This is a genomic window from Sulfitobacter faviae, assembly GCF_029870955.1.
GTDB classification, from domain to species: Bacteria; Pseudomonadota; Alphaproteobacteria; order Rhodobacterales; family Rhodobacteraceae; genus Sulfitobacter; species Sulfitobacter faviae.
On the sequence record NZ_PGFQ01000001.1, the window covers coordinates 1,786,345 to 1,809,487 of the forward strand.

Sequence of the window (23,143 nt, forward strand, 5' to 3'; positions counted from 1 at the left end):
GCGTCGGATTGCCGCTTTTCCTCGCTTTCGCCGCGTGATCTATTGAGGGCAAAGGGCCATCGGCCCCGTCACGCGGCAAGAATGGCACTCAATGATCCTCGGCATCGGCACTGATCTGGCAAATATCGAGCGTATCCAAGGCACGCTCGACCGTTTTGGCGACCGGTTTCGCAACCGGGTGTTCACCGAGGTGGAGCAACGCAAGGCCGAGCGCCGCCATGATGTGGCGGGCACCTATGCCAAACGCTGGGCTGCGAAAGAGGCATGTTCAAAGGCGCTTGGCACCGGGCTGCGCATGGGCATCGCTTGGCGCGACATGGCGGTGAGCAATCTGCGCAGCGGTCAGCCGGTGATGGAGGTCACGGGCTGGGCCGCGGACCGTCTCGCCGCGATGACCCCGCCGGGGCATGAGGCGATCATCCATGTCACCCTGACCGACGATCACCCTTGGGCGCAGGCTTTCGTGGTGATCGAAGCGCGCCCTCTTGCCGATTAGGCTGCATAGACTGGCGCACCCCGCCGTTTCGCGTCATATGCACGCGGGGCAGGCCGATCCGGCCCCGCGTCACTTGACTTGGCCCGCACGGCCCCGCATGTAACCCCAAACCTATATGTCAGGAGCGCCGCATGGCCGCTAAGGAAAAAACCGGCAACGCCTTTGTCGAAACCATCAAGACAATCTTTTGGGCGCTGCTGATCGCCGGTGTCTTTCGGACCCTGTTCTTCCAGCCCTTCTGGATCCCCTCAGGCTCCATGAAAGAGACGCTGCTGATCGGTGATTTCCTCTTCGTGAACAAGATGGCCTACGGCTATTCCTACGCCTCTTGCCCCAGCCTGATGCTGCCCGGTGTCGGGATCGAGATTGACGCCAAGGATGTCTGCGGAGTCTTTGATGGGGATAACGAGCGCCTCTTCGGTTCTGAGCCTGAGCGCGGCGATGTGGTCGTCTTCCGTCACCCTGTCTCGGGCCGCGACTATATCAAGCGCCTGATTGGCCTGCCGGGGGACAAGGTGCAGATCAAAAACGGTGTCATCAGCCTGAACGGCACCCCGGTCGAGGTCGAAGATGCCGGCACGTTTGAAGAGGTCATGGCCCCCAAGGCCCGCAACAACTGCGCCCGCGCTGCGAAAACGGCCCCGTGGGCCAAGGGGCGACCTGCGAAAAGAGCCGCCAGATCGAAACCCTGCCCAATGGCGTGTCCTACCCGACCCTGAACATCACCAATCAGCAGTCGGACAACACAGGCGTCTATACCGTGCCCGAGGGGCATTACTTCTTCATGGGCGACAACCGCGACAACTCTGCCGACAGCCGTCTGGCGCAGCGCGCCGGGGGCGTGGGTTTCGTGCCGTTCGAAAACCTCATTGGCCGCGCGGATCGCATCATGTTCAGCTCTGCCGGGCGTTCGATGCTGTTCTTCTGGACATGGCGCGGCGACCGCTTCTTTGAAGCTGTCAGATGAAGCTGAGCGGAGACCTCAAAGCCTTCGAGACGCGGATTGGCCATCACTTTGCCAAGCCGGAGCTGCTGGTGCGCGCGGTGACGCACGCCTCCATGTCCTCGGCCAACCGCGACGACAACCAGCGGTTGGAGTTTCTGGGCGACCGGGTGCTGGGCCTTGTCATGGCCGAAGCGCTGCTGGCGCTTGATCCCGGCGCCAGCGAAGGCCAGTTGGCCCCCCGTTTCAACGCATTGGTACGCAAGGAAACCTGCGCCGATGTGGCGCGTGAGATTGATCTGGGCAAGGTGCTCAAGCTCGGTCGGTCCGAGATGATCTCGGGCGGGCGGCGCAAACAGGCGCTTTTGGGCGATGCGATCGAGGCGGTGATCGCCGCGGTCTATCTCGACGGTGGTTTTGACGCTGCCAAAGACCTCGTGCTGCGGCTCTGGGGTGACCGCCTTAAAACCGTCAAGGAAGACGCGCGCGACGCCAAGACGGCGCTGCAGGAATGGGCGCAGGCGCGCGGGCTGAACCCGCCGCGCTATGTGCAGACCGGGCGCAGCGGCCCGGATCACGCGCCCGTCTTTACCATTACCGCGCGGTTGGACAACGGGGCCGAGGCCGCCGCCACCGCGCCGTCGAAACGCGCCGCCGAACAGGCGGCCGCCAGCACGCTGCTGCGGCAATTGGAGAGCAATACATGACCACCCGTGCCGGATTCGTCGCCCTGATCGGAGAGCCCAACGCGGGCAAATCCACCCTGCTGAACCGCATGGTCGGGGCCAAGGTCTCGATCGTGACACATAAGGTCCAGACCACCCGCGCCCGCATCCGCGGCGTGGCGATGGAGGGCGATGCGCAACTGGTCTTCGTCGACACGCCGGGCCTCTTCCAGCCGCGCCGTAGGCTGGACCGCGCCATGGTCGCCGCCGCTTGGGGCGGGGCCGCGGATGCCGACGTGATCGTGCTGCTGATCGAGGCGCACCGCGGCGTGACCGAGGGCGTGGAGCGCATCCTCGAAGAGCTCGGCAACATCGCCAAAGGCCGCCGCGTGGCGCTGGCGATCAACAAGATCGACCGCGTCGAGGCGCCGGTGCTGCTGGGGCTGGCCGAGAAGATGAACGAGCGGTTTGAGTTTGCCGAAACCTTCATGATCTCCGCCGAGCGCGGTCACGGCACCGATACCCTGCGCGAATGGCTGGCGGGCGAGGTGCCGGAAGGCCCGTGGCTCTACCCCGAAGACCAGATCGCCGACCTGCCGATGCGCAACATCGCCGCTGAGATCACGCGCGAGAAACTGACCCTGCGCCTACATCAGGAACTGCCCTACCAGCTCACCGTCGAGACCGAGAACTGGGAAGAGCGCAAGGACGGCTCGGCCCGGATCGACCAGCTGGTCTATGTCGTTCGCGACGGCCACAAGGGCATCGTGCTGGGCAACAAAGGCGAGACGATCAAGGCCGTGGGCAAGGCCGCCCGAGAGGAACTCGAAGAGTTCCTCGGCCGCAAGGTGCATCTGTTCCTGCAGGTGAAAGTCCGCGCCAATTGGCTGGAAGAGGCCGAGCGCTATTCCGAGATGGGCCTGGATTTCAAAGATGGCAATGACTGACGCCAAAGGTCTGCCATGGCCCGCCTGACCGCGCGCTTCTGGGTCGATGCCTATCTCGCGCGGCTCAGGTTGCAGGACATCCCCGCTTTCGTGGTCGCCCATGGCGATGACACCGGCGGCGCGGTGCTGGTGAAGCTGGCAACGCTCGATGGCCGCGCGGTGCTGTTCCAGCGTTCTTTCGATCTGATGAGCGGCGCGCGTAAGTGGGTCGAACTGGCCGCGGGCGACGAACCTGAGGTCGATGCCACCGTTACCCGCCAACGCAGCTTCGATCCCGACCTCTGGGTGATCGAGGTCGAGGACCGCGCCGGGCGGCACCTTCTGGACGAACCGGGGCTCGCCTGATGGAATGGCGCGATCAGGGCATCCTGCTGAGCGCGCGGCGACATGGCGAGACCTCCGCCATCATTGAGGTCTTCACCCCCGCCCAAGGCCGCCACGCTGGCATCGTCCGCGGCGGCACCAGCCGCAAGATCGCCCCCAGTCTGCAACCCGGCGCGCAGCTTGACGTGGCATGGCGCGCGCGGCTGGAGGACCACATCGGCGCCTTCACCGTCGAGCCTTTGCGCAGCCGTGCCGCCGTGGCAATGCAGGACCGTCTGGCACTGGCGGGGCTGAACGCGGTCACCGCGCTCTTGGCCTTTTGCCTGCCCGAACGCGAGCCGCATCCGGCGCTTTATCGGCGCACCGAGGCGCTGTTGGATATGCTGGGGCAGGGCGATGTCTGGCCGCTGGCCTACCTCAAGTGGGAGCTGCGCCTTTTGGAGGAAATGGGCTATGCGCTCGACCTCGACGCCTGCGCGGTGACGGGGGCGACCGAGGGGCTGATCTATGTCTCTCCCAAGACCGGGCGCGCGGTCTCGGCCAAGGGGGCGGGGGAGTGGGCGGATCGGCTCTTGCCCCTGCCGCCCGTGCTGCGCGGCGGGGCGGGCAATGATGCTGAGGTGGCGCAGGGGCTGCGGACGACGGGGCATTTCCTGACCGTGCATCTGGCGCGGGACTTGGGCGGCAAACCCCTGCCGGAAGCCCGCGCGCGCTTTGTCGAGGCCTTTAGTCGGCGGCTTTGAAAACCAGACGTTCGCCGCTGTCGTCCGACAAGATCATCGTGTCGCCCAGCACGTCTGAAATGGTCACCTCTGTCAGCGCATCGAGGAACGCCGTCTCGCCCGCAAGGTCGGGGCAGGCGCGGCGGGTGACGGCGATATGGCCGGTGTCGAACCACGGGTAGGGCACCGTCATCGCGGCGCTATAGGCGTTGCAGGGGGCCAGCCCGGCGATCTTGCCGGTCTCGGGGAAGGTCAGGGTCGCGCGGGCATCGAAGGGCTTGCCGTCCAACTTCACCAGATGCCATGTCTTGTCGCCCGCGCCATAGGCACGGACGGTTTCATCGCCTTGGCATTGCGGCAGGGCGCTGAGGGCGGCGAGGATCAGAAAGCTGCGCATGGGCTGTCCTTTGGAGTGAAGCGCCGCCTATGTCCCTGACATCGGCAGCGCTTGCAACCCCGGCAGATCAGCCCAGAAGGCGGCGGGCAATAACCTGCGCCTGAATCTCGGCGGCGCCCTCAAAAATGTTGAGGATCCGCGCGTCGCAAAGCACCCGGCTGATCTTGTACTCCAGAGCAAAACCGTTGCCGCCGTGGATTTGCAAGCCGTTGTCGGCCGCCGCCCATGCGACCCGTGCGCCCAGCAGTTTGGCCATGCCCGCCTCTACGTCGCAGCGGCGGCCGGCGTCCTTCTCGAAGGCGCTGTAATAGGTCAGCTGCCGCGCCACCATCAGCTCAACCGCCATCATCGCCAGCTTGCCTGAGACGCGGGGGAAGTTGATCAGTGCCTTGCCGAATTGCTTGCGGTCTTGGGCGTATTGCATCGAGATATCCAGCGCCGATTGCGCCACGCCGATGGCGCGGGCGGCGGTCTGGATGCGGGCGCTCTCGAAGGTCTCCATCAGCTGTTTAAAGCCGCGCCCCTCTTCGCCGCCGAGAAGGTTCTCGCCCTTCACCTCGAAACCGTCGAAACCCAGTTCGTATTCCTTCATCCCACGATAGCCCAGCACCTCGATCTCACCGCCAGTCATGCCGGGGGTGGGGAAGGGGTTGGCATCATCGCCGGGCGTTTTCTCGGCGAGGAACATCGACAACCCGCGGTGATCGCTGGTTTCGGGATCGGTGCGCGCCAGCAGGGTCATCACATGGGTGCGCGCGGCATGGGTGATCCATGTCTTGTTGCCGGTCACCTTGTAGTCGTCCCCGTCCTTGACCGCACGGGTGCGCAGACTGCCGAGGTCGGAGCCGGTGTTCGGCTCGGTAAAGACCGCCGTGGGCAGGGTCTCGGCGCTGGCGATGCGGGGCAGCCATTTCTCTTTCTGCGCCTCGGTGCCGCCGCAGAGGATCAGTTCGGCGGCAATTTCCGAGCGGGTGCCGAGCGAGCCGACCCCGATGTAGCCGCGCGACAGCTCTTCGCTGACCACGCACATCGACGCTTTGGTCAGGCCCAGCCCGCCGTATTCTTCGGGGATGGTCAGGCCGAAGACGCCCATCTCGGCCAGTTCCTCGATCACCTCCATCGGGATCAGCTCATCCTTGAGGTGCCAGTCATGGGCGTGCGGCTCGACCTTTTCCACCGCGTAGCGGCGGAACTGATCGCGGATCATTTCAAGCTCTTCGTCCAGTCCGCTGACGCCGAATGTCACATCGGCGTTGCGTTCCTGCATCAGTTCAACCAGACGGCTGCGCGCGGCTTGGGTGTTGCCCGCGCGGGTCAGACTGGTGATCGCAGGATCGTCGAGCGCGGCCTCATCCTCGGCGCTCAGCCCCAGATCTTGCAGGCGCAGCATCTCCCCTTGGTTCATCTGGATGCCGCCGCGGATCTGGCAGAGGTATTCGCCAAAGGCGATCTGGTGCAGCAGTTGCTCCACCTCGCCAAAGCGCCCCTCACTTTGCAGCCGCTCGGCCCAAAGCTGCATCTGACGCAGGGCTTGGACATAGGTGGCGAGCCAAGCAAGCCCGTGGGCGGCGGTCTGGTTAGCCTCGATCAGCTTGGCCGACACGCGGTCGCCATCGCTCACCTGCGCGCGGACCGCGGCGGTGGCGGTTTCGAGCAACTGGTCGAGCGGCAGCAGGGCCGCGCCGGTCTGCCCGATCAGATCGTCGAGAATTACGCGATGCATCGTCATGTCCTGACCGTCATGTGCCATGGGCTGTCCTTTCTTGCTTGGGACAGGCATAGACCTTTCGCAGTCGCAGCACAACAAAGATACGTTTTGCTGCGGCATTTTGTTCTAATCTTGCGCAGTCATTTTTGACGTGCGGCCCCGGAGGAGGGTGCTATGTAACGGTATGAACAGTATTTTCCCCTTTCTCACCCCGTTCGAATTTTATGCTGCACTTGCAATCGGTCTTTGCGGTGGCTTCGTCAAAGGCGTGGTGGGCTTTGCCCTGCCGCTGGTGCTGATTTCCGGTCTCACGACCTTCATGGCGCCCGATCTGGCATTGGCGGGGCTGATTTTGCCCACGGTGCTGGCCAATGCCTTCCAAGCGCTGCGGCAGGGGCCGCAGGCCGCGCTGCGGTCGATCAAGTTGTTTTGGGTGTTCCTGCTCTGCGGTGGCGTGATGCTGGTGCTCTCCGCCCAGATGGTGCGACTGGTGCCGGCGACCGTGATGCTGCTGATGATCGGCGTGCCGGTGGTGCTGTTTGCGCTGCTGCAACTGTCGAAACATCAGTTTCATCTGGCCCAGCGGTCGACGAAGGTCGAGGCGCTGGTGGGCGGATTTGCCGGGGCCGTTGGGGGGATTTCCGGCATCTGGGGGCCGCCCACGGTGGCCTATCTCACCGCGCTCGGGACCGCGAAACATGATCAGATGCGGATCCAAGGGGTGATCTACGGGCTGGGCGCGGTGGCGCTTCTCGTCGCGCATATCGGCTCGGGCGTTCTGAACGCGCAGACCTGGCCCTTCTCGGCGCTGTTGATTCTACCGGTGATGCTGGGCGTTTGGCTCGGCAGCAAGGTGATGGACCGGGTCGATCCGGTGCTGTTTCGCAAGATGACTTTGGTGGTCTTGATGGTGGCGGGGTTGAACCTGATCCGGCGGGCGGTTTTTTAATCGGTTGAAGTTGCCCCCCCGGGGCCCGGAAACCAGCCGCAGGCGCCGGGCCATCGCTTGCACGCGGGAAGGCGATGACCCTCAGGAAACGATCGCGACGCATCGTATGCAGCTAGGCGCTAGCATTGTCCGATTTTGAGTAGGGTGGGTTTGCGCTCTCATCGCTTCTGCGAAGCGACTGCCGCGCAACGCCTTTTGCTTTGCAAAAGGCTTGGTGGAGCCTAGCGGGATCGAACCGCTGACCTCCTGCATGCCATGCAGGCGCTCTCCCAGCTGAGCTAAGGCCCCATCGTGGATCGTGATCGTGTGATCCGGGTCGTTCTGTGGCGCTGTCTAGGCGCTGGCGGAGGCGGGATCAAGCGGAAAATTGACCCCGCCGCCGATTAATTAATCTTCGTCGTCCGACGCCACATCGGCGAGGTCGTCGAGCGGTACTGTATCGTCATCATCGTCGTCATCGTCGAGGATGTCGTCGTCCAGATCCACATCGACCGCGTCATCGTCATCGACCAAGGATTCCTCATCAACCTTGTCGCCCTTCTTGGCTTTGGCTGTGACCGCATCCTCGGCGTCCGCCGCGATCATGCGCGACTTGGAATTGTCGACCTCGACCTCTTCGCCCGTGTAGGGGCTGATGATCGGATTCTTGTTGAGGTCATAGAAGCGCTTGCCCGTAGTGGGGCACAGGCGCTTGGTTCCCCATTCTTCGTTGGGCATGAAACACCCCTTTATAATATTGCTGTTGCGTGTAGATGATTCCGGCCAAGTGCCATATGAGGGGGGCACTGTCAAAGGCTTTGGCCTCTATCTAGGGACGTTGCTCCGGTAATGAAAGACCCTGTGCTGCCCGGCAACCCGCCGATTCCGCTGATCCTGCGCCGTTCGGCGCGCGCGCGGCGCATCTCACTGCGCATCTCGCAATTGGACGGACGGGTGACCCTGACCATGCCGAAACGGCTGGCAGAGCGTGAGGCGCTGGCCTTTGCCGAAAGCAAACAGGACTGGATTCGCCAACACCTCGCCGCGCGCGGCGAGGATGTGATCGTGGCCCCGGGGGCCGAACTCCCGGTAGGCGGCAAGCTGCTGCGCGTGCGCGGCGGGCAGGGGAGGGGGGTGCGGATCGGCCCCGAAGAGATCCTCGTGCCCGGCCCGGAGGAAAGCCTGGGCAAACGTCTGGCCGCACACCTGCGCGAAGTGGCGCGCGACCGCCTCGCCGGGGCTTGTGACGACTATGCCGCGCTACTGGGCAAGCCCTATGCCCGCATCACCCTGCGCGACACGCGCTCCCGCTGGGGGTCTTGTTCAAGCGACGGGGCGCTGATGTTCTCTTGGCGGCTGATTATGACCCCGCCCGAGGTGCTCGACTATGTCGCCGCCCATGAGGTCGCGCATCTGGCGCAGATGAACCACTCCCCCGCCTTCTGGGCCGAGGTCACGCGGATCTACGGCGATTATCAGGCGCCGCGCCAATGGCTGCGCGACCACGGCGGCGGGCTGCATCGTTACCGGTTCTAGGTGAGCGTGGCGAAACGCGCCTTCAGCAGCGCTTCGGCATATTCATCCTCGGCCGTGCTGTCATGCACCACGCCGCCGCCCACGTTCAGCCGCAGCCGCCCCTCTGGGTGACAGGTCGCCGTGCGGATCGCCACATTGAACTGCATCGCACCCGTGGGGGCGATCCACCCCACCGCCCCGCAATAGGCATCGCGCGGGGCCGGCTCCAAAGCGCGCAGGATCTGCATCGCGCGGATCTTGGGAGCGCCAGTGATCGAGCCGCAGGGAAAGAGCGCGTGAAAAAGGTCGGTCAGCCGCTTTCCCGGCAAGACCTGCGCCGTGATGCGCGAGGTCATCTGATGCAGGGTCTCATAGGTCTCGATCTCGAACAGTTTCGGCACCTCGACACTGCCCACCTCCGCGATCCGGCTGATGTCGTTGCGCAAAAGGTCCACGATCATCAGGTTCTCGGCCATGTTCTTTTCCGAAGCCGCAAGCTCTCCGCGCAGCTTCGCGTCCTCCCCAGCGTCCCGCCCCCGCCGCGCCGTGCCCTTCATCGGGCGGGCGGTGAGCTGCCCCTCGGCGGTGAGCGCGAAAAACAACTCCGGCGAGCGTGACAACAGCACAGGGCCGCCAAGATCGACGAAAGCCCCATGTGCCACGCTTTGCCGCTGGCGCAGCCGGGCATAAAGCGCCGCTGGCGTCCCGGTATAGCGCCCCTCCATCCCGAAGGTCAGATTGGCCTGATAGATGTCCCCGCGCTGATGAAGTCCTGCACCTCAGCAAAGGCGGCCTGATACTGCGCAAAATCCCAATCCGGCGTGAGCGCCGATAGGCTGGCATCACCCGCATCTTCGGCAAAACCATAGGCCTCGGGCGCATCAAAAACGCCGAAACGCAGCAGGGGCAGCCCGCGCGCCGCAGGCATCAACTCGCGCAGCTTGTGCGAGCCGAGATAGCCCAACTCATAACTCGCATAGCCTGCCAACCACGCGCCGCTTTCCTGCGCCGCTTCAAGTGCTGCAAAGGCCGCAGGCACCTCAGCCGGGGTATCGGCACTGATGATCCGCCGCGGCGCGGTGAAGGCCGTGCCGTGCCCCAGCGGGCCAGTGTCGAAAAGAACGCGCGGGCCAGCCATGGCGCGCCTTAAAAGTCCGCAGGCACGCGCATATCGCGTAGGGGCCGCACGATATCGATGGATTCCTGGTAGATCGGATGCGCCTTATAGGCGGTCAGCGCCTCGGCATCCGGGAATTCGGCATAGACGACCACATCCACATCCCCGACAGCGCATCGACACGGGTGTTTTCGCAGATCTCGAAAGTCGTCGAATGCGGAATGTCGGCCAATTTCCAAAGCCCCGCCACGATCGTCGGAATGTCCTTGGGGTCCTTGGCTGAGAAAAAGACCACATGACGGATGAAGTTTCGTTTGGTCACAGCGCGTCTCCTTAAGGCAGTTTGACCTCCGATAAATCGCCGCAAGGCCCGCGACAACGGGTGATCGCGTCTTGGCTGCAAAATGCCGCGCTTGACGGGTGGCTGGTTTGTGATCACAACCGCATCATGAACCTGACTCCACGCCCTGTCGAGGCCACGCCGCTGGCCCATGATCGTGTCTACCGCCGCCTGCGCGCGCGGATCATGCATGGCGATCTGCCGCCCGGTCACGCGCTGACCCTGCGCGGCATTGGCAAGGAATATGAGGTCTCAATGACCCCGGCGCGCGAAGCGGTGCGGCGGCTGGCGGCAGAGGGGGCGCTGACCATGTCGACCTCCGGGCGCATCTCCACCCCCGAACTCAGCAACGAGCGGATCGAGGAGTTGGCCGCCCTCCGCGCGCTCTTGGAGGTCGAGCTTGCCTCTCGCGCCCTGCCACGCGCCCATATGGCGCTGATCGAGCGGATGCAGACGATCAACACCAATATTGCCGAGGCCGTGGCCCACCGCGATGCGGTCAGCTATATCCGCACCAATCTCGAATTTCACCGCACGCTCTACCTGCGTGCCCAAGCGCCCGCTATGCTCGCCATGGCAGAAACGGTCTGGCTGCAACTCGGCCCCACCATGCGCGCGCTCTATGGCCGCCTGCGCCGGACCGAGCCGCCGCATTTCCACCGTCTGATCATCGCCGCCCTGCGCGCCGGCGATGAGCCGGGGCTGCGGCTGGCGGTGCGTTCGGACGTGACCCAAGGGCTGCGCATGCTGGCCAGCTGATCCCGCCCATGGCTTGACAGTCAGGCAGCGGCGGCGCATCAAAGGCATATGGAAAAGACCAGCTTCACATCTGTCTATTACCCCCGCTCCTGACCGGCGCGGCACCCATTCCCATACCCACAAGCCGCCACAGCGCGGCTTATCCTGTCTCCCTGTGGCCTCACAGAAAGAGACGACATGCCCCCCATTCGACCCGCCGTGAAATCCGACCTGCCGATGGTGCTCGATCTGGCCCACGCGCTGGCCGCCTGCCATGGTGACACCGCCACCGTGACGCGCGCCGCGCTGGAACGTGACTGCTTCGGCCCCACACCCTGGGTGACCCTTCTGGTGGCCGAAGGCGCCACCGGCCTGCATGGCTATGCCGCGCTCTGCCCGCAGATGCAGTTGCAATTTGGCGCAAGAGGGATGGACCTGCACCACCTCTTCGTCTGCGACACGGCCCGCGGGCGCGGCATTGGCCGCGCGCTGGTCGAAGCGGCGCTGGACCACGCCCAGAGCCAAGGATGCAGCTATGTCACCGTGGGCACGGATACAAAAAACCGGCGCGCGCAGGGTTTCTACCGCGCCGCCGGTTTCGATCAAATCACGCCCGATCCGCGTTTTCGGCGGCGGCTGGCTTAGGCCGCCAGCCCCTTGCGCCCCATCTCAAGGAACTTGGTCCGGCGTTCCTGAACCAGCGTCTTGCCGTCCTTGCCATCAAGTTCCTTGAGCATCGCTTTGATCGACTTGCCCACGGCCTTGATCGATTCCTCGGCATGGCGATGCGCACCCCCATCGGCTCAGGGATGATCTGGTCGATCACGCCGAGCGTCTTGAGCTCATCAGCCGTCAGACGCATCTGCTCGGCGGCCTCGCGCATCTTCTCGCTGTCTTTCCACAGGATCGACGCACAGCCTTCGGGCGTGATCACCGAATAAACCGAATGCTCCAACATCGCGACACGGTTCGCCGTGGCGAATGCCACCGCCCCGCCAGAGCCGCCTTCGCCCACAATCACGCTGACCAAAGGCACGCCGATCTGCAGGCATTTCTCCGTCGAACGGGCAATCGCCTCGGACTGGCCGCGCTCTTCGGCACCCTTGCCGGGATAGGCGCCGGGCGTGTCGACGATGGTGACCACCGGCAGGTTGAACTTATCCGCCAGTTCCATCAACCGCACCGCCTTGCGATAGCCCTCAGGCCGCGCCATGCCGAAATTGCGCTCGATCCGGCTCTTGGTGTCATTGCCCTTCTCATGGCCAATCACCACGACAGGCGTATCATTGAACCGCGCCAACCCGCCCATGACGGCCAGATCATCGGCAAAGTTTCGATCCCCGGCCAAAGGCGTGAACTCGGTGAAAAGCGCCTCGATATAATCCTTGCAATGGGGCCGCTCCGGATGGCGCGCCACCTGACATTTCCGCCAAGGCGTCAAAGAGCCATAGAGGTCTTCGAGCATCCCGGCGGCTTTCTTATCCAGCGCGCGGGCCTCATCGGTGATGTCCATCTCTTCATTGGACCGGGCCAACGCCCGCAGCTCTTCCGCCTTGCCTTCGATCTCGGCCAGGGGTTTTTCGAAATCCAGATATTGGGTCATTGCATGCTCCGGCTTGTTGCCTGTGTATATGGAGCGCCGCGCGCCGGTTTGCAACGCGGGTTTGCAAGGCAGGCAAGCCCACGCCCCTCCCTCTTCATCCTTTTTCAAATACCCTCGGGGGTCCGGGGGCAGGGCCCCCGGCGGCTTGCCAAAAGCGCTCAGCCCCCGGCGATCATCTCGGACTGGCGCACGATCACCTCAGCCTGTTTGATGCTGGCGATATCCACCAAACGCCCCTTATAGACGGTGGCCCCTTCGCCCTTGGCCTTGGCCTCTTCCATCGCGGCGAGGATTTCGCGCGCTTCGGCCACAGCCTCTTCCGACGGCGTGAACACCTCGTTGCTCAGCGCCACCTGCTTGGGGTGGATCGCCCATTTGCCGACCATGCCCAACGTGGCCGAGCGGCGCGCCTGCGCCCGGAAACCTTCGTCGTCCGAGAAATCGCCGAAAGGCCCGTCGACGGGCAGCACGCCATGGGTGCGGCAGGCGGCGACGATGGCAGCCTGCGCCCAGTGCCACGGGTCCGACCAATGCTTCTGCTCGCCGCGCTGCATATAGTAGTTCTCCTGCGTGCCGCCGATGCCGGTGGTCTGCATCCCCATGGAGGCGGCGAAATCGGCGGCCCCCAGCGACATGGCCTGCAAGCGGGGGAAGACGCGGCGATCTCTTCCACATGGGCGATACCGGCAGCGGATTCGATGATGACCTCAAAGCTGATCTTCTTCTCGCGGCCCTTGGCGGTCTCGACCGCCGTCACCAGCGCGTCAACGGCATAGACATCCGCCGCGCAGCCCACCTTGGGGATCATGATCTGGTCAAGCCGCGGCCCGGCCTGCTCCAGCAGTTCCACCACGTCACGATACCAATAGGGCGTGTCCAGCCCGTTGATCCGCACCGAAAGCGTCTTGTTGCCCCAGTCGATCTCGGAAATCGCCTTGATGATATTGGCGCGCGCGCTGTCCTTGTCCGAAGGTGCCACGCTGTCTTCGAGGTCGAGGTTGATCACATCGGCATCCGACGCTGCCATCTTTTCAAAGATCGCCGGACGGGAACCGGGGCCGAACAATTGGCAGCGGTTCGGACGGGCAGGGGCGGCAGGCTGAATGCGAAAGCTCATGGGGCACCTATGGGTAATATTATTTCAACGTGTGTCTTCATTCTGGTATGAAATTGCGCCGTCAATCGCAAGGAGGTTTTCGCAGTTGCAGCATTTCGAAAGGCCCGCCCTTCGACGAAAGGTGCGCACGAATTTTGCGCAGCCAACGGTAATTCGCGGGAAATGCCGCGCATTTGCATGCAGACGCGTCGACAACGCCACGCACTTGCGTATTCTCGCGCGCAATATGCGGACAAATTCAATGCCGGAGGCTTGCCATGATCAAAACCCCCTATCTGCTCTTTCTGGGCGACGCGCCTGACTCTCTGTCCGCCAAGGTCGCTCAAGGTATCAAGGATTGGCGGCCCGACAATGCGGTCGGCCAGTTCCGCATGGAGGGCTGCAAGGCCGATCTCGGTCTGCAAGACATGACGCTGGCCGAAGCGCGTGAGGCGGGGGCCGAGACATTGGTCATCGGTGTCGCCAACCGTGGCGGTAAAATCAGCGCGGCATGGAAAGAGGTGCTGATTGAGGCGCTGAACATGGGCTTCGACATCGCCTCGGGCCTGCACAACCTGCTGCGCAACGAAGCCGATCTGGTGGCGGCTGCCGAGGCGAACGGCACCACATTGCATGACGTGCGCGTGCCCAGCGTCGAATACCCGATCGCCGACGGTAAGAAACGCAGCGGCAAACGGGTTCTGGCCGTGGGCACCGATTGTTCGGTCGGGAAAATGTACACCGCCCTCGCGCTGGACGAGGCGATGCGCGAGAAAGGCATGAAAAGCACCTTCCGCGCCACCGGCCAGACCGGCATCCTGATCACCGGCGAAGGCGTGCCGCTGGATGCGGTGATCGCCGATTTCATGGCCGGGTCGGTGGAATATCTCACCCCCGCCAATGACGATGACCATTGGGACATCATCGAAGGGCAGGGCAGCCTGTTCCACGTCTCTTATTCCGGGGTGACCATGGCGCTGATCCACGGCGGCCAGCCCGATGCGCTGATTCTGTGCCATGAGCCGACCCGGACCCATATGCGCGGCTTGCCGGAATACAGCCTGCCCAGCCTTGAAGCGGTGCGCGACATGGCGCTGACGCTGGCGCAGGTGCCGAACCCAGACTGCAAAGTCGTCGGTATCTCGGTCAACACCTACCACATGTCCGAGGCCGAGGCGGATGCCTATCTGGCCGAGGTTGAAGAGCGTCTTGGCCTGCCTGCGGTTGATCCCTTCCGCCAAGGGGCGGCGCGACTGGCCGATGCGCTGGCGGCGCTGTGACCATGCAGATCGACGTTACCGCAGATACGTTCAAACTGGCGCAGGTCTTTACCATCAGCCGCGGCTCGCGGACCGAGGCCAAGGTGCTGACCGTCCGCGTAACCGAAGGCGGCGTGACCGGCTGGGGCGAATGCGTGCCCTACGCGCGCTATGACGAGACCCTCGAATCGGTCACGGCTGAAATCAACGGCCTGCCGGGCGATATCACCCGCCAAGCGCTCTATGATCTGCTGCCTGCCGGGGCCGCACGCAACGCGGTCGACTGCGCGCTGTGGGATCTGGAGGCCAAACGCGCAGGCAAGCGGGTGTGGGAGTTGGCCGGGCTGACCGCGCCGGGGCCGGAGATCACGGCCTATACCCTCTCGCTGGACGAACCCGAGGCAATGCGCGCGCAGGCGGCGAAACACAGCTATCGGCCACTGCTGAAGATCAAGCTCGGCACGCCCGATGACATGCCGCGGCTCGAAGCGGTGCGCGCCGGGGCGCCCGATGCCACAATCATCATCGACGCCAATGAGGGCTGGTCGGCTGAGGTCTATGCCGACCTCGCCCCGCATCTGCTCCGTCTGGGTGTGGCGCTGGTCGAACAGCCCCTGCCCGCTGGCGAAGACGACGCGCTTTTGGGGATGGACCGCCCCGTGCCCGTCTGCGCGGATGAAAGCTGCCATGACCGCGCCAGCCTGCCGGGCCTCAAGGGCAAATACGATGTGGTGAACATCAAACTGGACAAGACCGGCGGGCTGACCGAGGCGCTGGCGCTGCGCGATGCAGCGCGGGCCGAGGGGTTTGAGGTCATGGTGGGCTGCATGGTCGGCTCGTCGCTGGCCATGGGACCCGCGACGCTGGTCGCCCAAGGCGCGAAGGTGGTGGACCTTGACGGCCCGCTGCTTCTGGCCGAAGACCGCGCCAATGCTTTGAAATTCGACGGCGCGGGCGTGCATCCCCCCGCCGCAGCGCTCTGGGGGTGACCATGCGAACTGTCTATGTAAACGGCGAATACCTGCCCGAGGATCAGGCCAAGATCTCGATCTTTGACCGGGGATTCCTGATGGCCGATGGGGTCTATGAGGTGACGAGCGTGCTGAATGGCAAGCTCATCGCCTTTGACGGCCATGCCCAGCGTCTGACCCGCTCGATGAGCGAGCTTGACATGCGCGCGCCTGCGACGACCGAAGAACTGCTGGAAATTCACCGCGAGTTGGTGCGTCTCAACGACATCAAAGACGGGTTGATCTATCTTCAGGTGACGCGCGGGTCGGATGGCGACCGCGATTTCGCCTTCCCCGACCCCGAGACGACCGCGCCCTCGCTGGTGCTGTTCACCCAGTCCAAGCCGGGGCTGGCCGACAATCCCGCCGCCCGTGACGGCATCCGCGTGATCAGCATCGAAGACATCCGCTGGGGCCGCCGCGATATCAAAACGGTGCAGCTGCTCTACCCGTCGATGGGCAAGATGATGGCCAAGAAAGCCGGTGTCGAAGACGCTTGGATGGTCGAAGATGGTTTTGTGACCGAAGGCACGTCGAACAACGCCTATATCGTCAAGGACGGCAAGATCGTAACGCGCGAGACCTCGAACGACATCCTGCACGGCATCACCCGCAAGGCGGTGCTGGAACTGGCCCGCGAAGCGCAGATGCAGGTGGAAGAGCGGAACTTCACCATCGAAGAGGCGCAGCAGGCGGATGAGGCTTTTGTCACCTCGGCCAGCGCTTTCGTGACGCCGGTGGTTGAGATCGACGGCGCCAAGATCGGCAGCGGCACGCCGGGCAAGCTTGCGCCCCGTTTGCGTGAAATCTATCTCGAAGAGATGCGCAAAACCGCGATCTGAGTTTCAGAACCGCGATAAAACCAGCCCCGCCGCCACCAGCGCGGCGGCGGCAATGCGGGTGGGGGTGATGGCCTGCACCGACAGCCCCAAAAGCCCCGTGGCATCGATCACCAGCGCCGCGCTCAACTGCCCGAGGATCAGCGCCGAGATCACTGTCAGCGCCCCCAGCGTCGGGATCGCCCAAAGCACCGACCAGACGTAGAAGGCCCCCAACACCCCGCCCAGCAGCAAAACGGGCGAGGCCGAGGTCGCGCGGGGCAGGGCGCTCAACTCGCCCCGCAGCAGCAAGACCCCCAACAGGATCGCAAAGCCGACGCCAAAGGACACCGCCGCCGCAGCGACCCCGCTGCCAATGTTGCGGCCCAAGGCAGCGTTGATCGGGGTTTGCAGGGCCACGGCGGCCCCGGCGATGGCGACGGTGATAAGGGCGAGGATGGGGGTGTTCATGGCGGCTCCGCTCTACTTGGCCCCAGCATGAGAGATGTCCCGCCGGGTGCAAGGGCTTTCGCAGCGAACGCCCGCGCGGCTAGACTGGCGCAAAGAGGAGGCCGCGATGCGCAGAGAGATTGACCGGGCAGAGATGGAAGCCGCCGTGGGCCGTGAGTTGGGCGTCTCGCCGTGGTTCATGATGGATCAGGCGCGGATCGACGCTTTTGCCGATGTGACCGAGGATCACCAGTTCATCCATGTCGACCCGCTCCGCGCGGCCAAGACGGATTTTGGCGGCACCGTGGCGCATGGGATGCTCACCCTGTCGATGATGTCGGGCATGGCTTACGGTGCGCTGCCGGTGGTGACGGGAACGAAGGCATCGATCAACTACGGGTTCGACAGCGTGCGCTTCGTGGCGCCCGTGCATTCCGGCAAGCGGATTCGGGGGCGGTTCACGCTGGCCGAGGCGCAGAGGCGCGGGCGGGGTGACCTGATGACCCGCTTTGCCGCAACGGTAGAAATCGAAGGCACCGCGCGGCCTGCGCTCAAAGCGGATTGGCTTGTGCTCTATCAGTTCTAGGCGAAGCCCTTCAGCGCGCTTGGCCGAGGCAAAGGCGGGCGCACAGGGATGCGCGCCCGCTTTGTGGGTTCATTCAGGCGGGTTGCTCAACCCTTTCCGACATTCTCTTCAAAGGCTGTTTTGAACGCCTCTTTCTGGCTGTCGTTCGCATCGGTCTGATAGTTGGCTTTCCATTCGTCCATCGTCATCCCGTAGAACAATTCGCGCGCCTCGTCCTTGCCCATCTCGATGCCGCGTTCGTTGGCGGCCTCTTGATACCAGCGCGAGAGGCAGTTGCGGCAAAAACCGGCGAGGTTCATCATGTCGATGTTCTGCACATCCGTCCGATCTTCCATCAGGTGTTTCTGCAACCGCCGAAAGGCGGCGGCTTGCAGTTCGATCTCTTGTTGGCTGGGCATGACAGCTTCCTTCTCATATCACTGGACGGAACCGCGATGGACCGTCATTCTGATGAAACCTTTGACAGGCACTCATGGGGGCGCTAGGCCACCGGACAGGCGATGTTATCGTTAACATTCGCTCTGGGGACATAGGACACGAAGGAACAGATATGAGACGTTTGCGCAATGTAAAGATCGTGGCCACGCTTGGGCCAGCCTCTGAAACCCGAGAGGTGATCGCGGCATTGCACAACGCCGGGGCGGATGTTTTCCGCCTGAACATGAGCCACGGAAGCCACGAAGAGATCCGGGAAAAGCACCGGATCATCCGCGATATCGAGAAAGAGACCGGCGGCGCGATCGGCATTCTGGCGGACCTTCAGGGGCCGAAACTGCGCGTTGGCGTGTTCGAGGGCGATGGGCCAACCTTGGAAGAGGGGGCATCCTTCCGGCTTGATCTTGACGAGACGCCGGGCGATGCGACCCGCGTCTGCCTGCCCCATCCTGAGATTTTCGCAGCCCTTGAGCCGTGCGCGAGCCTGTTGATCAATGATGGCAAGATCCGCCTCAAAGTGCGCGACTGCGGCCCGGATTTCGCCGATTGCGAAGTGGTGACGGGCGGTGTCATCTCAAACCGCAAGGGCGTGAACGTGCCCGACGTGCTGCTGCCGCTGGCCGCGCTTTCTGAGAAAGACCGCGCCGATCTGGAGTTCGTCTGCGAATTGGGGGTCGACTGGCTCGCCCTCAGCTTTGTTCAGCGGCCCGAGGATGTGACCGAGGCGCGCGATCTGGTCAGAGGCCGGGCGGCGGTGCTGTCGAAGATCGAGAAGCCCGCGGCGGTGGAGCGGTTCGAGGCGATCTTGGATGTCAGCGACGGCATCATGGTGGCACGGGGCGATCTGGGCGTGGAGCTGCCGGTGCAGAATGTGCCGCCGATTCAGAAACGTCTGGTGCGCAAATGCCGCGCGGCGGCCAAGCCGGTGATCGTGGCGACACAGATGCTCGAATCGATGATCGAAAGCCCGATGCCGACCCGCGCCGAAGTCTCGGACGTGGCCACCGCGATTTACGAAGGCGCCGACGCCGTGATGCTGAGCGCCGAATCCGCCGCCGGGGATTACCCGCTGCAGGCCGTTGCAACGATGGACAACGTGGCTCAAGAGGTCGAAGCCGATTCGACCTATACGCAGATCATCGAATCCTCGCGTACGGCGGATCGCACCACCGTGGCCGATGGCATCGTCGCCGCCGCGCGTGAGATTGCCGAGACGACGGACATCAAGGCGATCTGCTGCTTTACCCAATCGGGCACCACCGCCCTGCTGACCGCCCGCGAACGGCCCCGTGTGCCGATCATCGCCCTGTCGCCGCTGGTCAACACCGCGCGCCGTCTGGCGCTGAGCTGGGGCACGAATTGCATCATCACCGATGGGCATGACCGGTTTAAGCTGGCCGTGCTGAGCGCCGCGCGGGCCGCCCTGTCAGAGGGGTATGCCGGACCGGAGGATCATATCGTCGTCACCGCCGGTGTGCCCTTCAACGTGCCGGGCAGCACCAATATTCTGCGCGTCGCGCCCTGTGACGAACGTTTGATTTACGCCTCCGATCCAGAGTAGCCTTTCCTCAGATAGGGGGATGTTGCGTGGACTCTGATTTGGCAATGGTGGTGGGCATCGTTCTGGCGGTGCTGTCGATCCCCTCGATCCTGTCCGCGGTGACCGACCGTCGGTCGCCGCGCGCCTCGGCCATCACGATCTTGATCGCGGGCGGGCTGATCGTCTTTGCGCTGCGCGAAAACCCGGGGCGCTATTCCTTTGAGAACCTGCCGGAGGTCTTCGTCTCGGTCGCGGCGGACTTCTTGCCCTGAGGGGCTGCGCGAAACCTCTTGCATCCCTGACCGACCGCGCCTATACGGCGCATCTTAGCCTGCACGACCGGCCTCAAGTGGCATGCCGAGTCGTGTTTATACCGAACTCAAAAGACGGAGACGGAAATGCCCAAGATGAAGACGAAATCGAGCGCCAAGAAGCGCTTCAAGGTCTCGGCGACCGGCAAGGTCATCGCCAGCCAAGCCGGCAAACAGCACGGCATGATCAAGCGGACCAACAAGTTCATCCGTAACGCACGCGGCACGACAACCCTGTCGGAAGCCGATGCAAAGATCGTCAAGGGCTTCATGCCCTACGCCCGCTGATTAAGGAGAGCCGAGATGTCCCGAGTTAAAGGTGGTACAGTCACCCACGCGCGTCACAAGAAGATCATCAAAGCCGCAAAAGGCTACTATGGTCGCCGCAAGAACGTCTTCAAGGTCGCCACGCAGGCGGTCGACAAGGCCAACCAATATGCAACGCGTGACCGCAAGAACCGCAAGCGCAACTTCCGCGCCCTGTGGATCCAGCGGATCAACGCCGCCGTGCGCAGCCACGACGAGGCGCTGACATACAGCCGCTTCATCAACGGTCTGACGCTGGCCGGCATCGAAGTGGACCGCAAGGTTCTGGCCGATCTGGCCGTGCACGAGCCCGAAGCCTTCGGTGCGATCGTCAAGCAAGCGCAGGACGCGCTGGCGGCCTAAGCCAAGATTGCTTTGAATGTGCGAAAGCCCTGCCGGATGGCGGGGCTTTTTGCGTTTGGGGGATCTGCGTTTCGGGGCGGGCGCAAGGGCCTTGCCATAATCTTGCCCCGATAATCCCTTGCCACGGCCTTGCCTGCTCCTCACCCCCATGGACAATCTGCCCCAACGACAGGTCACTGTGCAGCCTATCTGCACCGGTGCCGCAGCAATTGGCGCTGTTTGTCGGCAAGTTATTTGTAAAAGGTGGGGACGTTTATGCCCGGAATTGTAATCAATAGGTTGGACGAAGACCCCCATGAGACGGTCTACGGCATTCGCGACGATACCAGTTCGCGCGGCGTCGATCTGGAGGGCGCGCGGATCACGCTGACCTATGCCGATGGCTCGGTCGAGACGCTGACGTGGCACGCAACAGATCCCTATACGAATGGCGCGGCGGTGGGCGAGGATACGCAGATGTCCTTCGGCTATGACTGGCACCATCTTGAGACGACCAAGCCGCTCGCCACAATGGAGATCGACCTTCAGCCCGCCAGTTCCGTTTTCGACACCACCACCACGGCGGACGATGACCCCAATGGCGGCTCGACCCCCACTTCGCTTGAGGGGTTTCCCTTCCGCGTGGAGTCCGGTTCGCGGGACTTGGCCGGTGATCTTGAGGTGACCTATTCCGGCATCGTCAATCTGGCAGGCAGCCCGGCTGCGGGGGATTTGTTCACCACCATGACAGTCGATTTCTCAGACCTGCCCGAGGGCGGGTTATTGGGGAATCTGGCGTGGAAATCCGACATCGACACGATGCGCGAGGAGGGCGATCTGGTCTCGACCGGCGTGGCCTGTTTCGCGCGCGGCACGCTGATCACCACCGAAGCGGGCGATCTCCCGGTTGAGGCTTTGGCCCCCGGCGTGCGTGTGCTGACCCAAGGCCACGGCTATCAGGAGCTTGTCGCGGCGCTGCGCCGCAGGGTCGGGGTGGGGGAGTTGGCGAAGAACCCCAAGCTCTACCCCATTCGGATCAGTGCCGGAGCCTTGGGCGCGGGGCTGCCGAAGCGTGACCTCATGGTCTCAAGACAGCATCGCATGGTCGCGCGTTCAGGCATCGTCAAGCGGATCTGCGGCGCGATGGCCGTGCTCGTCGCCGCGATCCGGTTGACCGAACTGCCGGGGGTGCATGTGGATGAGGGCATCTCACAGGTGGAGTATTTCCACTTGGTCTTTGAAAAGCATCAGATCGTCTATGCCGAAGGCGCGCCGAGCGAGAGCTTTTTGCTGAATGCCGAAACGGTGAAAACCCTCGGTCAGGCGCAGCGCGAGGAGTTCGCGACGCTCTTCCCCGCTTTGGTTGAGGGTGACGGCTTCGGCACCCCCGCGCATCAGATCCCAGCGGGCCCCGTGCAAAAGCGGTTGATTGCAAAGCACAAGAAAAACGGGCGCGCCCTGCTATCGGTTTAGGCTGTCGGGGTCATAGGGATTGTGGCTGGCGGCGGTCAGGTTGATCCCATCCTGTGAGGCGCGATGCGCAATCGCCTCTTCGCTGCGGTTCAGTTGCACCGCGATCACGCTGGTCGCCGTGCCCTCTGCTGCAAGAATGCGAAGCTGTTCGAGGTCTTCGGCGCTCCATGGGGCGCCGGTGCTGCGGTCATAATCTGCCATCTCGGAGGCTCCTTTCACGGGCAAAACACGGCGCGCCCTGTGGCGGTTCCTCCCATGGGGGAGAGGGGGCGCGGTCTTGCGCCCCCCACCTGCCGTCACTTCAAGAGCGCCAGCATCTCTTTCGCCGCTTCCTCGGAAGAGGCGGGGTTCTGGCCGGTGACCAGCTTGCCGTCGACCAGCACATAGGACGCCCAATCGTCGCCCTTGCTGTAGTCGCCGCCGTTTTCCTTCAGCATGTCTTCGACCAAGAAGGGCACCACCTCGGTCAGGCCAACGCCTTCTTCCTCGGTGTTGGTAAAGCCGGTCACGCGTTTGCCCGAAACCAGCGGCTTGCCGTTGGCTTGGGTGTCCTTGAACACAGCAGGCGCGTGGCAGACGGCCCCCACGGGGCGCTCGGAGGCCCAGAAGGTTTCGATCAGGCGCTTGCTGTCGGCGTCATTGGCCAGATCCCACAGGGGGCCGTGGCCGCCGGGGTAGAAGATCGCATCGAAACCATCCGCGTCCACATCGCCCAGCACTTTGGTCGAGGCCAGTGCCTGCTGCGCGGCGTCATCGCCCTTGAACCGGCGGGTGGCGTCGGTCTGCGCGTCTTCGCTGTCGCTATTGGGGTCGAGCGGCGGCTGCCCGCCCTTGGGCGAGGCAAGGGTCACATCCGCGCCCGCGTCCTTGAAAACGTAATAGGGGGCGGCGAATTCTTCGAGCCAAAAGCCGGTCTTGTTGCCGGTGTCGCCCAATTCATCATGCGATGTCAGAACCATCAGAATTTTCATCAGTCTGTCCTTTCGGGGGAGGTTGGGCGCGCCGCTGAAGCAGGGCGCGCCGAGGGGATGCGGCCTAACGCTTTGCAGAGGTGGTGGTTCCCCCGTGGCGCCA

The 23,143-nt window shown here is 63.7% G+C and carries 25 protein-coding genes, 1 tRNA gene and 5 pseudogenes; 19 read left to right on the plus strand and 12 right to left on the minus strand.

All coding sequences use genetic code 11. From position 1 onward, the window contains the following. Nucleotides 1-91 precede the first annotated feature (91 nt). From acpS to recO, 6 genes and pseudogenes are all read left to right on the plus strand, one after another. A complete protein-coding gene (acpS, locus tag CUR85_RS09180) occupies nucleotides 92-496 on the plus strand; it encodes a holo-ACP synthase (RefSeq protein ID WP_067264589.1) in 405 nt (134 codons plus the stop codon). A gap of 131 nt (nucleotides 497-627) precedes the next feature. Next, nucleotides 628-1,463, plus strand: a pseudogene (lepB, locus tag CUR85_RS09185) (signal peptidase I). After that, nucleotides 1,460-2,146: a ribonuclease III gene (gene rnc, locus CUR85_RS09190; RefSeq protein ID WP_067264583.1), complete on the plus strand. Its 687-nt coding sequence runs from the start codon at nucleotides 1,460-1,462 to the stop codon at nucleotides 2,144-2,146. Before lepB ends, rnc begins: the two are co-directional and overlap by 4 nt. After that, the gene (gene era / locus CUR85_RS09195; protein ID WP_067264580.1) at nucleotides 2,143-3,051 is read left to right on the plus strand and encodes a GTPase Era; all 909 of its coding nucleotides are present in this window, start codon (nucleotides 2,143-2,145) and stop codon (nucleotides 3,049-3,051) included. The genes rnc and era overlap by 4 nt, the downstream gene beginning before the upstream one ends. Nucleotides 3,052-3,066: 15 nt before the next feature. After that, nucleotides 3,067-3,396, plus strand: a complete 330-nt coding sequence (locus CUR85_RS09200) for a DUF1491 family protein (RefSeq protein ID WP_067264577.1) — start codon at nucleotides 3,067-3,069, stop codon at nucleotides 3,394-3,396. Further along, complete coding sequence (recO, locus tag CUR85_RS09205; RefSeq protein ID WP_067264572.1) at nucleotides 3,396-4,118, plus strand: DNA repair protein RecO; 723 nt, start codon at nucleotides 3,396-3,398, stop codon at nucleotides 4,116-4,118. Before CUR85_RS09200 ends, recO begins: the two co-directional genes overlap by 1 nt. On the opposite strand, the gene CUR85_RS09210 is transcribed toward recO, so the two are convergent. Both CUR85_RS09210 and CUR85_RS09215 read right to left on the minus strand, forming a co-directional pair. After that, nucleotides 4,102-4,494 (minus strand): META domain-containing protein, encoded by a 393-nt coding sequence (locus CUR85_RS09210; protein ID WP_067264568.1) that lies wholly within the window; start codon nucleotides 4,492-4,494, stop codon nucleotides 4,102-4,104. The two genes, recO and CUR85_RS09210, sit on opposite strands and share 17 nt — an antisense overlap. 67 nt (nucleotides 4,495-4,561) lie before the next feature. Then, the gene (locus CUR85_RS09215) at nucleotides 4,562-6,244 is read right to left on the minus strand and encodes an acyl-CoA dehydrogenase family protein (protein WP_067264565.1); all 1,683 of its coding nucleotides are present in this window, start codon (nucleotides 6,242-6,244) and stop codon (nucleotides 4,562-4,564) included. Nucleotides 6,245-6,386: 142 nt separating this feature from the next. On the opposite strand from CUR85_RS09215, the gene CUR85_RS09220 reads away from it, so the two are divergent. Continuing rightward, entirely contained in the window at nucleotides 6,387-7,151 is a 765-nt protein-coding gene (locus CUR85_RS09220) for a sulfite exporter TauE/SafE family protein (RefSeq protein WP_067264563.1), read from the plus strand. A 212-nt stretch (nucleotides 7,152-7,363) separates the two neighbouring features. On the opposite strand, the gene CUR85_RS09225 is transcribed toward CUR85_RS09220, so the two are convergent. Continuing rightward, nucleotides 7,364-7,439: transfer RNA gene (locus CUR85_RS09225), tRNA-Ala, on the minus strand. Nucleotides 7,440-7,538: 99 nt separating this feature from the next. Then, nucleotides 7,539-7,868, minus strand: coding sequence for a TIGR02300 family protein (locus CUR85_RS09230; RefSeq protein ID WP_067264560.1), 330 nt, complete (start codon nucleotides 7,866-7,868; stop codon nucleotides 7,539-7,541). 111 nt (nucleotides 7,869-7,979) lie between these two features. Here CUR85_RS09230 and CUR85_RS09235 point away from each other — a divergent pair, with 111 nt between their 5' ends. After that, nucleotides 7,980-8,666: a M48 family metallopeptidase gene (locus tag CUR85_RS09235; protein WP_067264558.1), complete on the plus strand. Its 687-nt coding sequence runs from the start codon at nucleotides 7,980-7,982 to the stop codon at nucleotides 8,664-8,666. Here the strand turns inward: CUR85_RS09235 and CUR85_RS09240 are convergent. After that, nucleotides 8,663-9,783: pseudogene (locus tag CUR85_RS09240) on the minus strand (aminodeoxychorismate synthase component I). The gene CUR85_RS09235 and the pseudogene CUR85_RS09240 sit on opposite strands and share 4 nt — an antisense overlap. Nucleotides 9,784-9,791: 8 nt before the next feature. After that, nucleotides 9,792-10,084: pseudogene (locus tag CUR85_RS09245) on the minus strand (Dabb family protein). Nucleotides 10,085-10,210: 126 nt separating this feature from the next. Between CUR85_RS09245 and CUR85_RS09250 the strand changes: the two are divergent. Beyond that, nucleotides 10,211-10,861 (plus strand): GntR family transcriptional regulator, encoded by a 651-nt coding sequence (locus tag CUR85_RS09250; RefSeq protein ID WP_067264652.1) that lies wholly within the window; start codon nucleotides 10,211-10,213, stop codon nucleotides 10,859-10,861. A gap of 177 nt (nucleotides 10,862-11,038) precedes the next feature. Continuing rightward, nucleotides 11,039-11,485, plus strand: coding sequence for a GNAT family N-acetyltransferase (locus CUR85_RS09255; RefSeq protein WP_067264547.1), 447 nt, complete (start codon nucleotides 11,039-11,041; stop codon nucleotides 11,483-11,485). Here CUR85_RS09255 and CUR85_RS09260 read toward each other — a convergent pair. Together CUR85_RS09260 and CUR85_RS09265 are read right to left on the minus strand one after the other, a co-directional pair. After that, nucleotides 11,482-12,443, minus strand: a pseudogene (locus CUR85_RS09260) (acetyl-CoA carboxylase carboxyltransferase subunit alpha). The gene CUR85_RS09255 and the pseudogene CUR85_RS09260 overlap by 4 nt on opposite strands. A gap of 158 nt (nucleotides 12,444-12,601) precedes the next feature. Then, nucleotides 12,602-13,560, minus strand: a pseudogene (locus tag CUR85_RS09265) (L-malyl-CoA/beta-methylmalyl-CoA lyase). A gap of 257 nt (nucleotides 13,561-13,817) precedes the next feature. Between CUR85_RS09265 and dgcN the strand changes: the two are divergent. Genes dgcN through CUR85_RS09280 form a run of 3 tightly spaced genes read left to right on the plus strand, consistent with a single transcriptional unit; the run spans nucleotide 13,818 to nucleotide 16,650 of the window. After that, a complete protein-coding gene (gene dgcN, locus CUR85_RS09270; protein WP_067264538.1) occupies nucleotides 13,818-14,819 on the plus strand; it encodes an N-acetyltransferase DgcN in 1,002 nt (333 codons plus the stop codon). A 2-nt stretch (nucleotides 14,820-14,821) separates the two neighbouring features. After that, the gene (gene dgcA, locus CUR85_RS09275; RefSeq protein ID WP_067264650.1) at nucleotides 14,822-15,787 is read left to right on the plus strand and encodes an N-acetyl-D-Glu racemase DgcA; all 966 of its coding nucleotides are present in this window, start codon (nucleotides 14,822-14,824) and stop codon (nucleotides 15,785-15,787) included. Nucleotides 15,788-15,789: 2 nt separating this feature from the next. Further along, complete coding sequence (locus CUR85_RS09280) at nucleotides 15,790-16,650, plus strand: D-amino-acid transaminase (RefSeq protein ID WP_067264531.1); 861 nt, start codon at nucleotides 15,790-15,792, stop codon at nucleotides 16,648-16,650. 3 nt (nucleotides 16,651-16,653) lie between these two features. Here the strand turns inward: CUR85_RS09280 and CUR85_RS09285 are convergent, their stop codons facing one another. Next, a complete protein-coding gene (locus CUR85_RS09285) occupies nucleotides 16,654-17,097 on the minus strand; it encodes a DMT family transporter (protein ID WP_067264528.1) in 444 nt (147 codons plus the stop codon). Between the two features lie 106 nt (nucleotides 17,098-17,203). Here CUR85_RS09285 and CUR85_RS09290 point away from each other — a divergent pair, with 106 nt between their 5' ends. After that, complete coding sequence (locus CUR85_RS09290) at nucleotides 17,204-17,662, plus strand: MaoC family dehydratase (protein WP_067264647.1); 459 nt, start codon at nucleotides 17,204-17,206, stop codon at nucleotides 17,660-17,662. Nucleotides 17,663-17,748: 86 nt separating this feature from the next. On the opposite strand, the gene CUR85_RS09295 is transcribed toward CUR85_RS09290, so the two are convergent. Beyond that, nucleotides 17,749-18,060, minus strand: coding sequence for a DUF1244 domain-containing protein (locus CUR85_RS09295; RefSeq protein ID WP_067264526.1), 312 nt, complete (start codon nucleotides 18,058-18,060; stop codon nucleotides 17,749-17,751). Between the two features lie 152 nt (nucleotides 18,061-18,212). Between CUR85_RS09295 and pyk the strand changes: the two genes are divergently transcribed. The 5 genes from pyk to CUR85_RS09320 all read left to right on the plus strand — a co-directional run bounded on the left by pyk (nucleotide 18,213) and on the right by CUR85_RS09320 (nucleotide 22,069). Next, entirely contained in the window at nucleotides 18,213-19,658 is a 1,446-nt protein-coding gene (gene pyk, locus CUR85_RS09300) for a pyruvate kinase (protein ID WP_067264517.1), read from the plus strand. Between the two features lie 26 nt (nucleotides 19,659-19,684). Beyond that, the gene (locus tag CUR85_RS09305; protein ID WP_067264509.1) at nucleotides 19,685-19,909 is read left to right on the plus strand and encodes a hypothetical protein; all 225 of its coding nucleotides are present in this window, start codon (nucleotides 19,685-19,687) and stop codon (nucleotides 19,907-19,909) included. Between the two features lie 126 nt (nucleotides 19,910-20,035). Further along, nucleotides 20,036-20,236: a 50S ribosomal protein L35 gene (gene rpmI, locus CUR85_RS09310; RefSeq protein WP_067264506.1), complete on the plus strand. Its 201-nt coding sequence runs from the start codon at nucleotides 20,036-20,038 to the stop codon at nucleotides 20,234-20,236. 15 nt (nucleotides 20,237-20,251) lie between these two features. After that, nucleotides 20,252-20,617 (plus strand): 50S ribosomal protein L20, encoded by a 366-nt coding sequence (gene rplT, locus CUR85_RS09315; RefSeq protein ID WP_067264504.1) that lies wholly within the window; start codon nucleotides 20,252-20,254, stop codon nucleotides 20,615-20,617. A 255-nt stretch (nucleotides 20,618-20,872) separates the two neighbouring features. Continuing rightward, entirely contained in the window at nucleotides 20,873-22,069 is a 1,197-nt protein-coding gene (locus CUR85_RS09320) for a Hint domain-containing protein (RefSeq protein WP_082852060.1), read from the plus strand. Here the strand turns inward: CUR85_RS09320 and CUR85_RS09325 are convergent. Then, nucleotides 22,058-22,270 (minus strand): hypothetical protein, encoded by a 213-nt coding sequence (locus CUR85_RS09325; RefSeq protein WP_067264502.1) that lies wholly within the window; start codon nucleotides 22,268-22,270, stop codon nucleotides 22,058-22,060. The genes CUR85_RS09320 and CUR85_RS09325 overlap by 12 nt on opposite strands. 95 nt (nucleotides 22,271-22,365) lie before the next feature. Next, complete coding sequence (locus CUR85_RS09330) at nucleotides 22,366-23,040, minus strand: type 1 glutamine amidotransferase domain-containing protein (RefSeq protein ID WP_067264500.1); 675 nt, start codon at nucleotides 23,038-23,040, stop codon at nucleotides 22,366-22,368. Nucleotides 23,041-23,143: the final 103 nt, after the last annotated feature.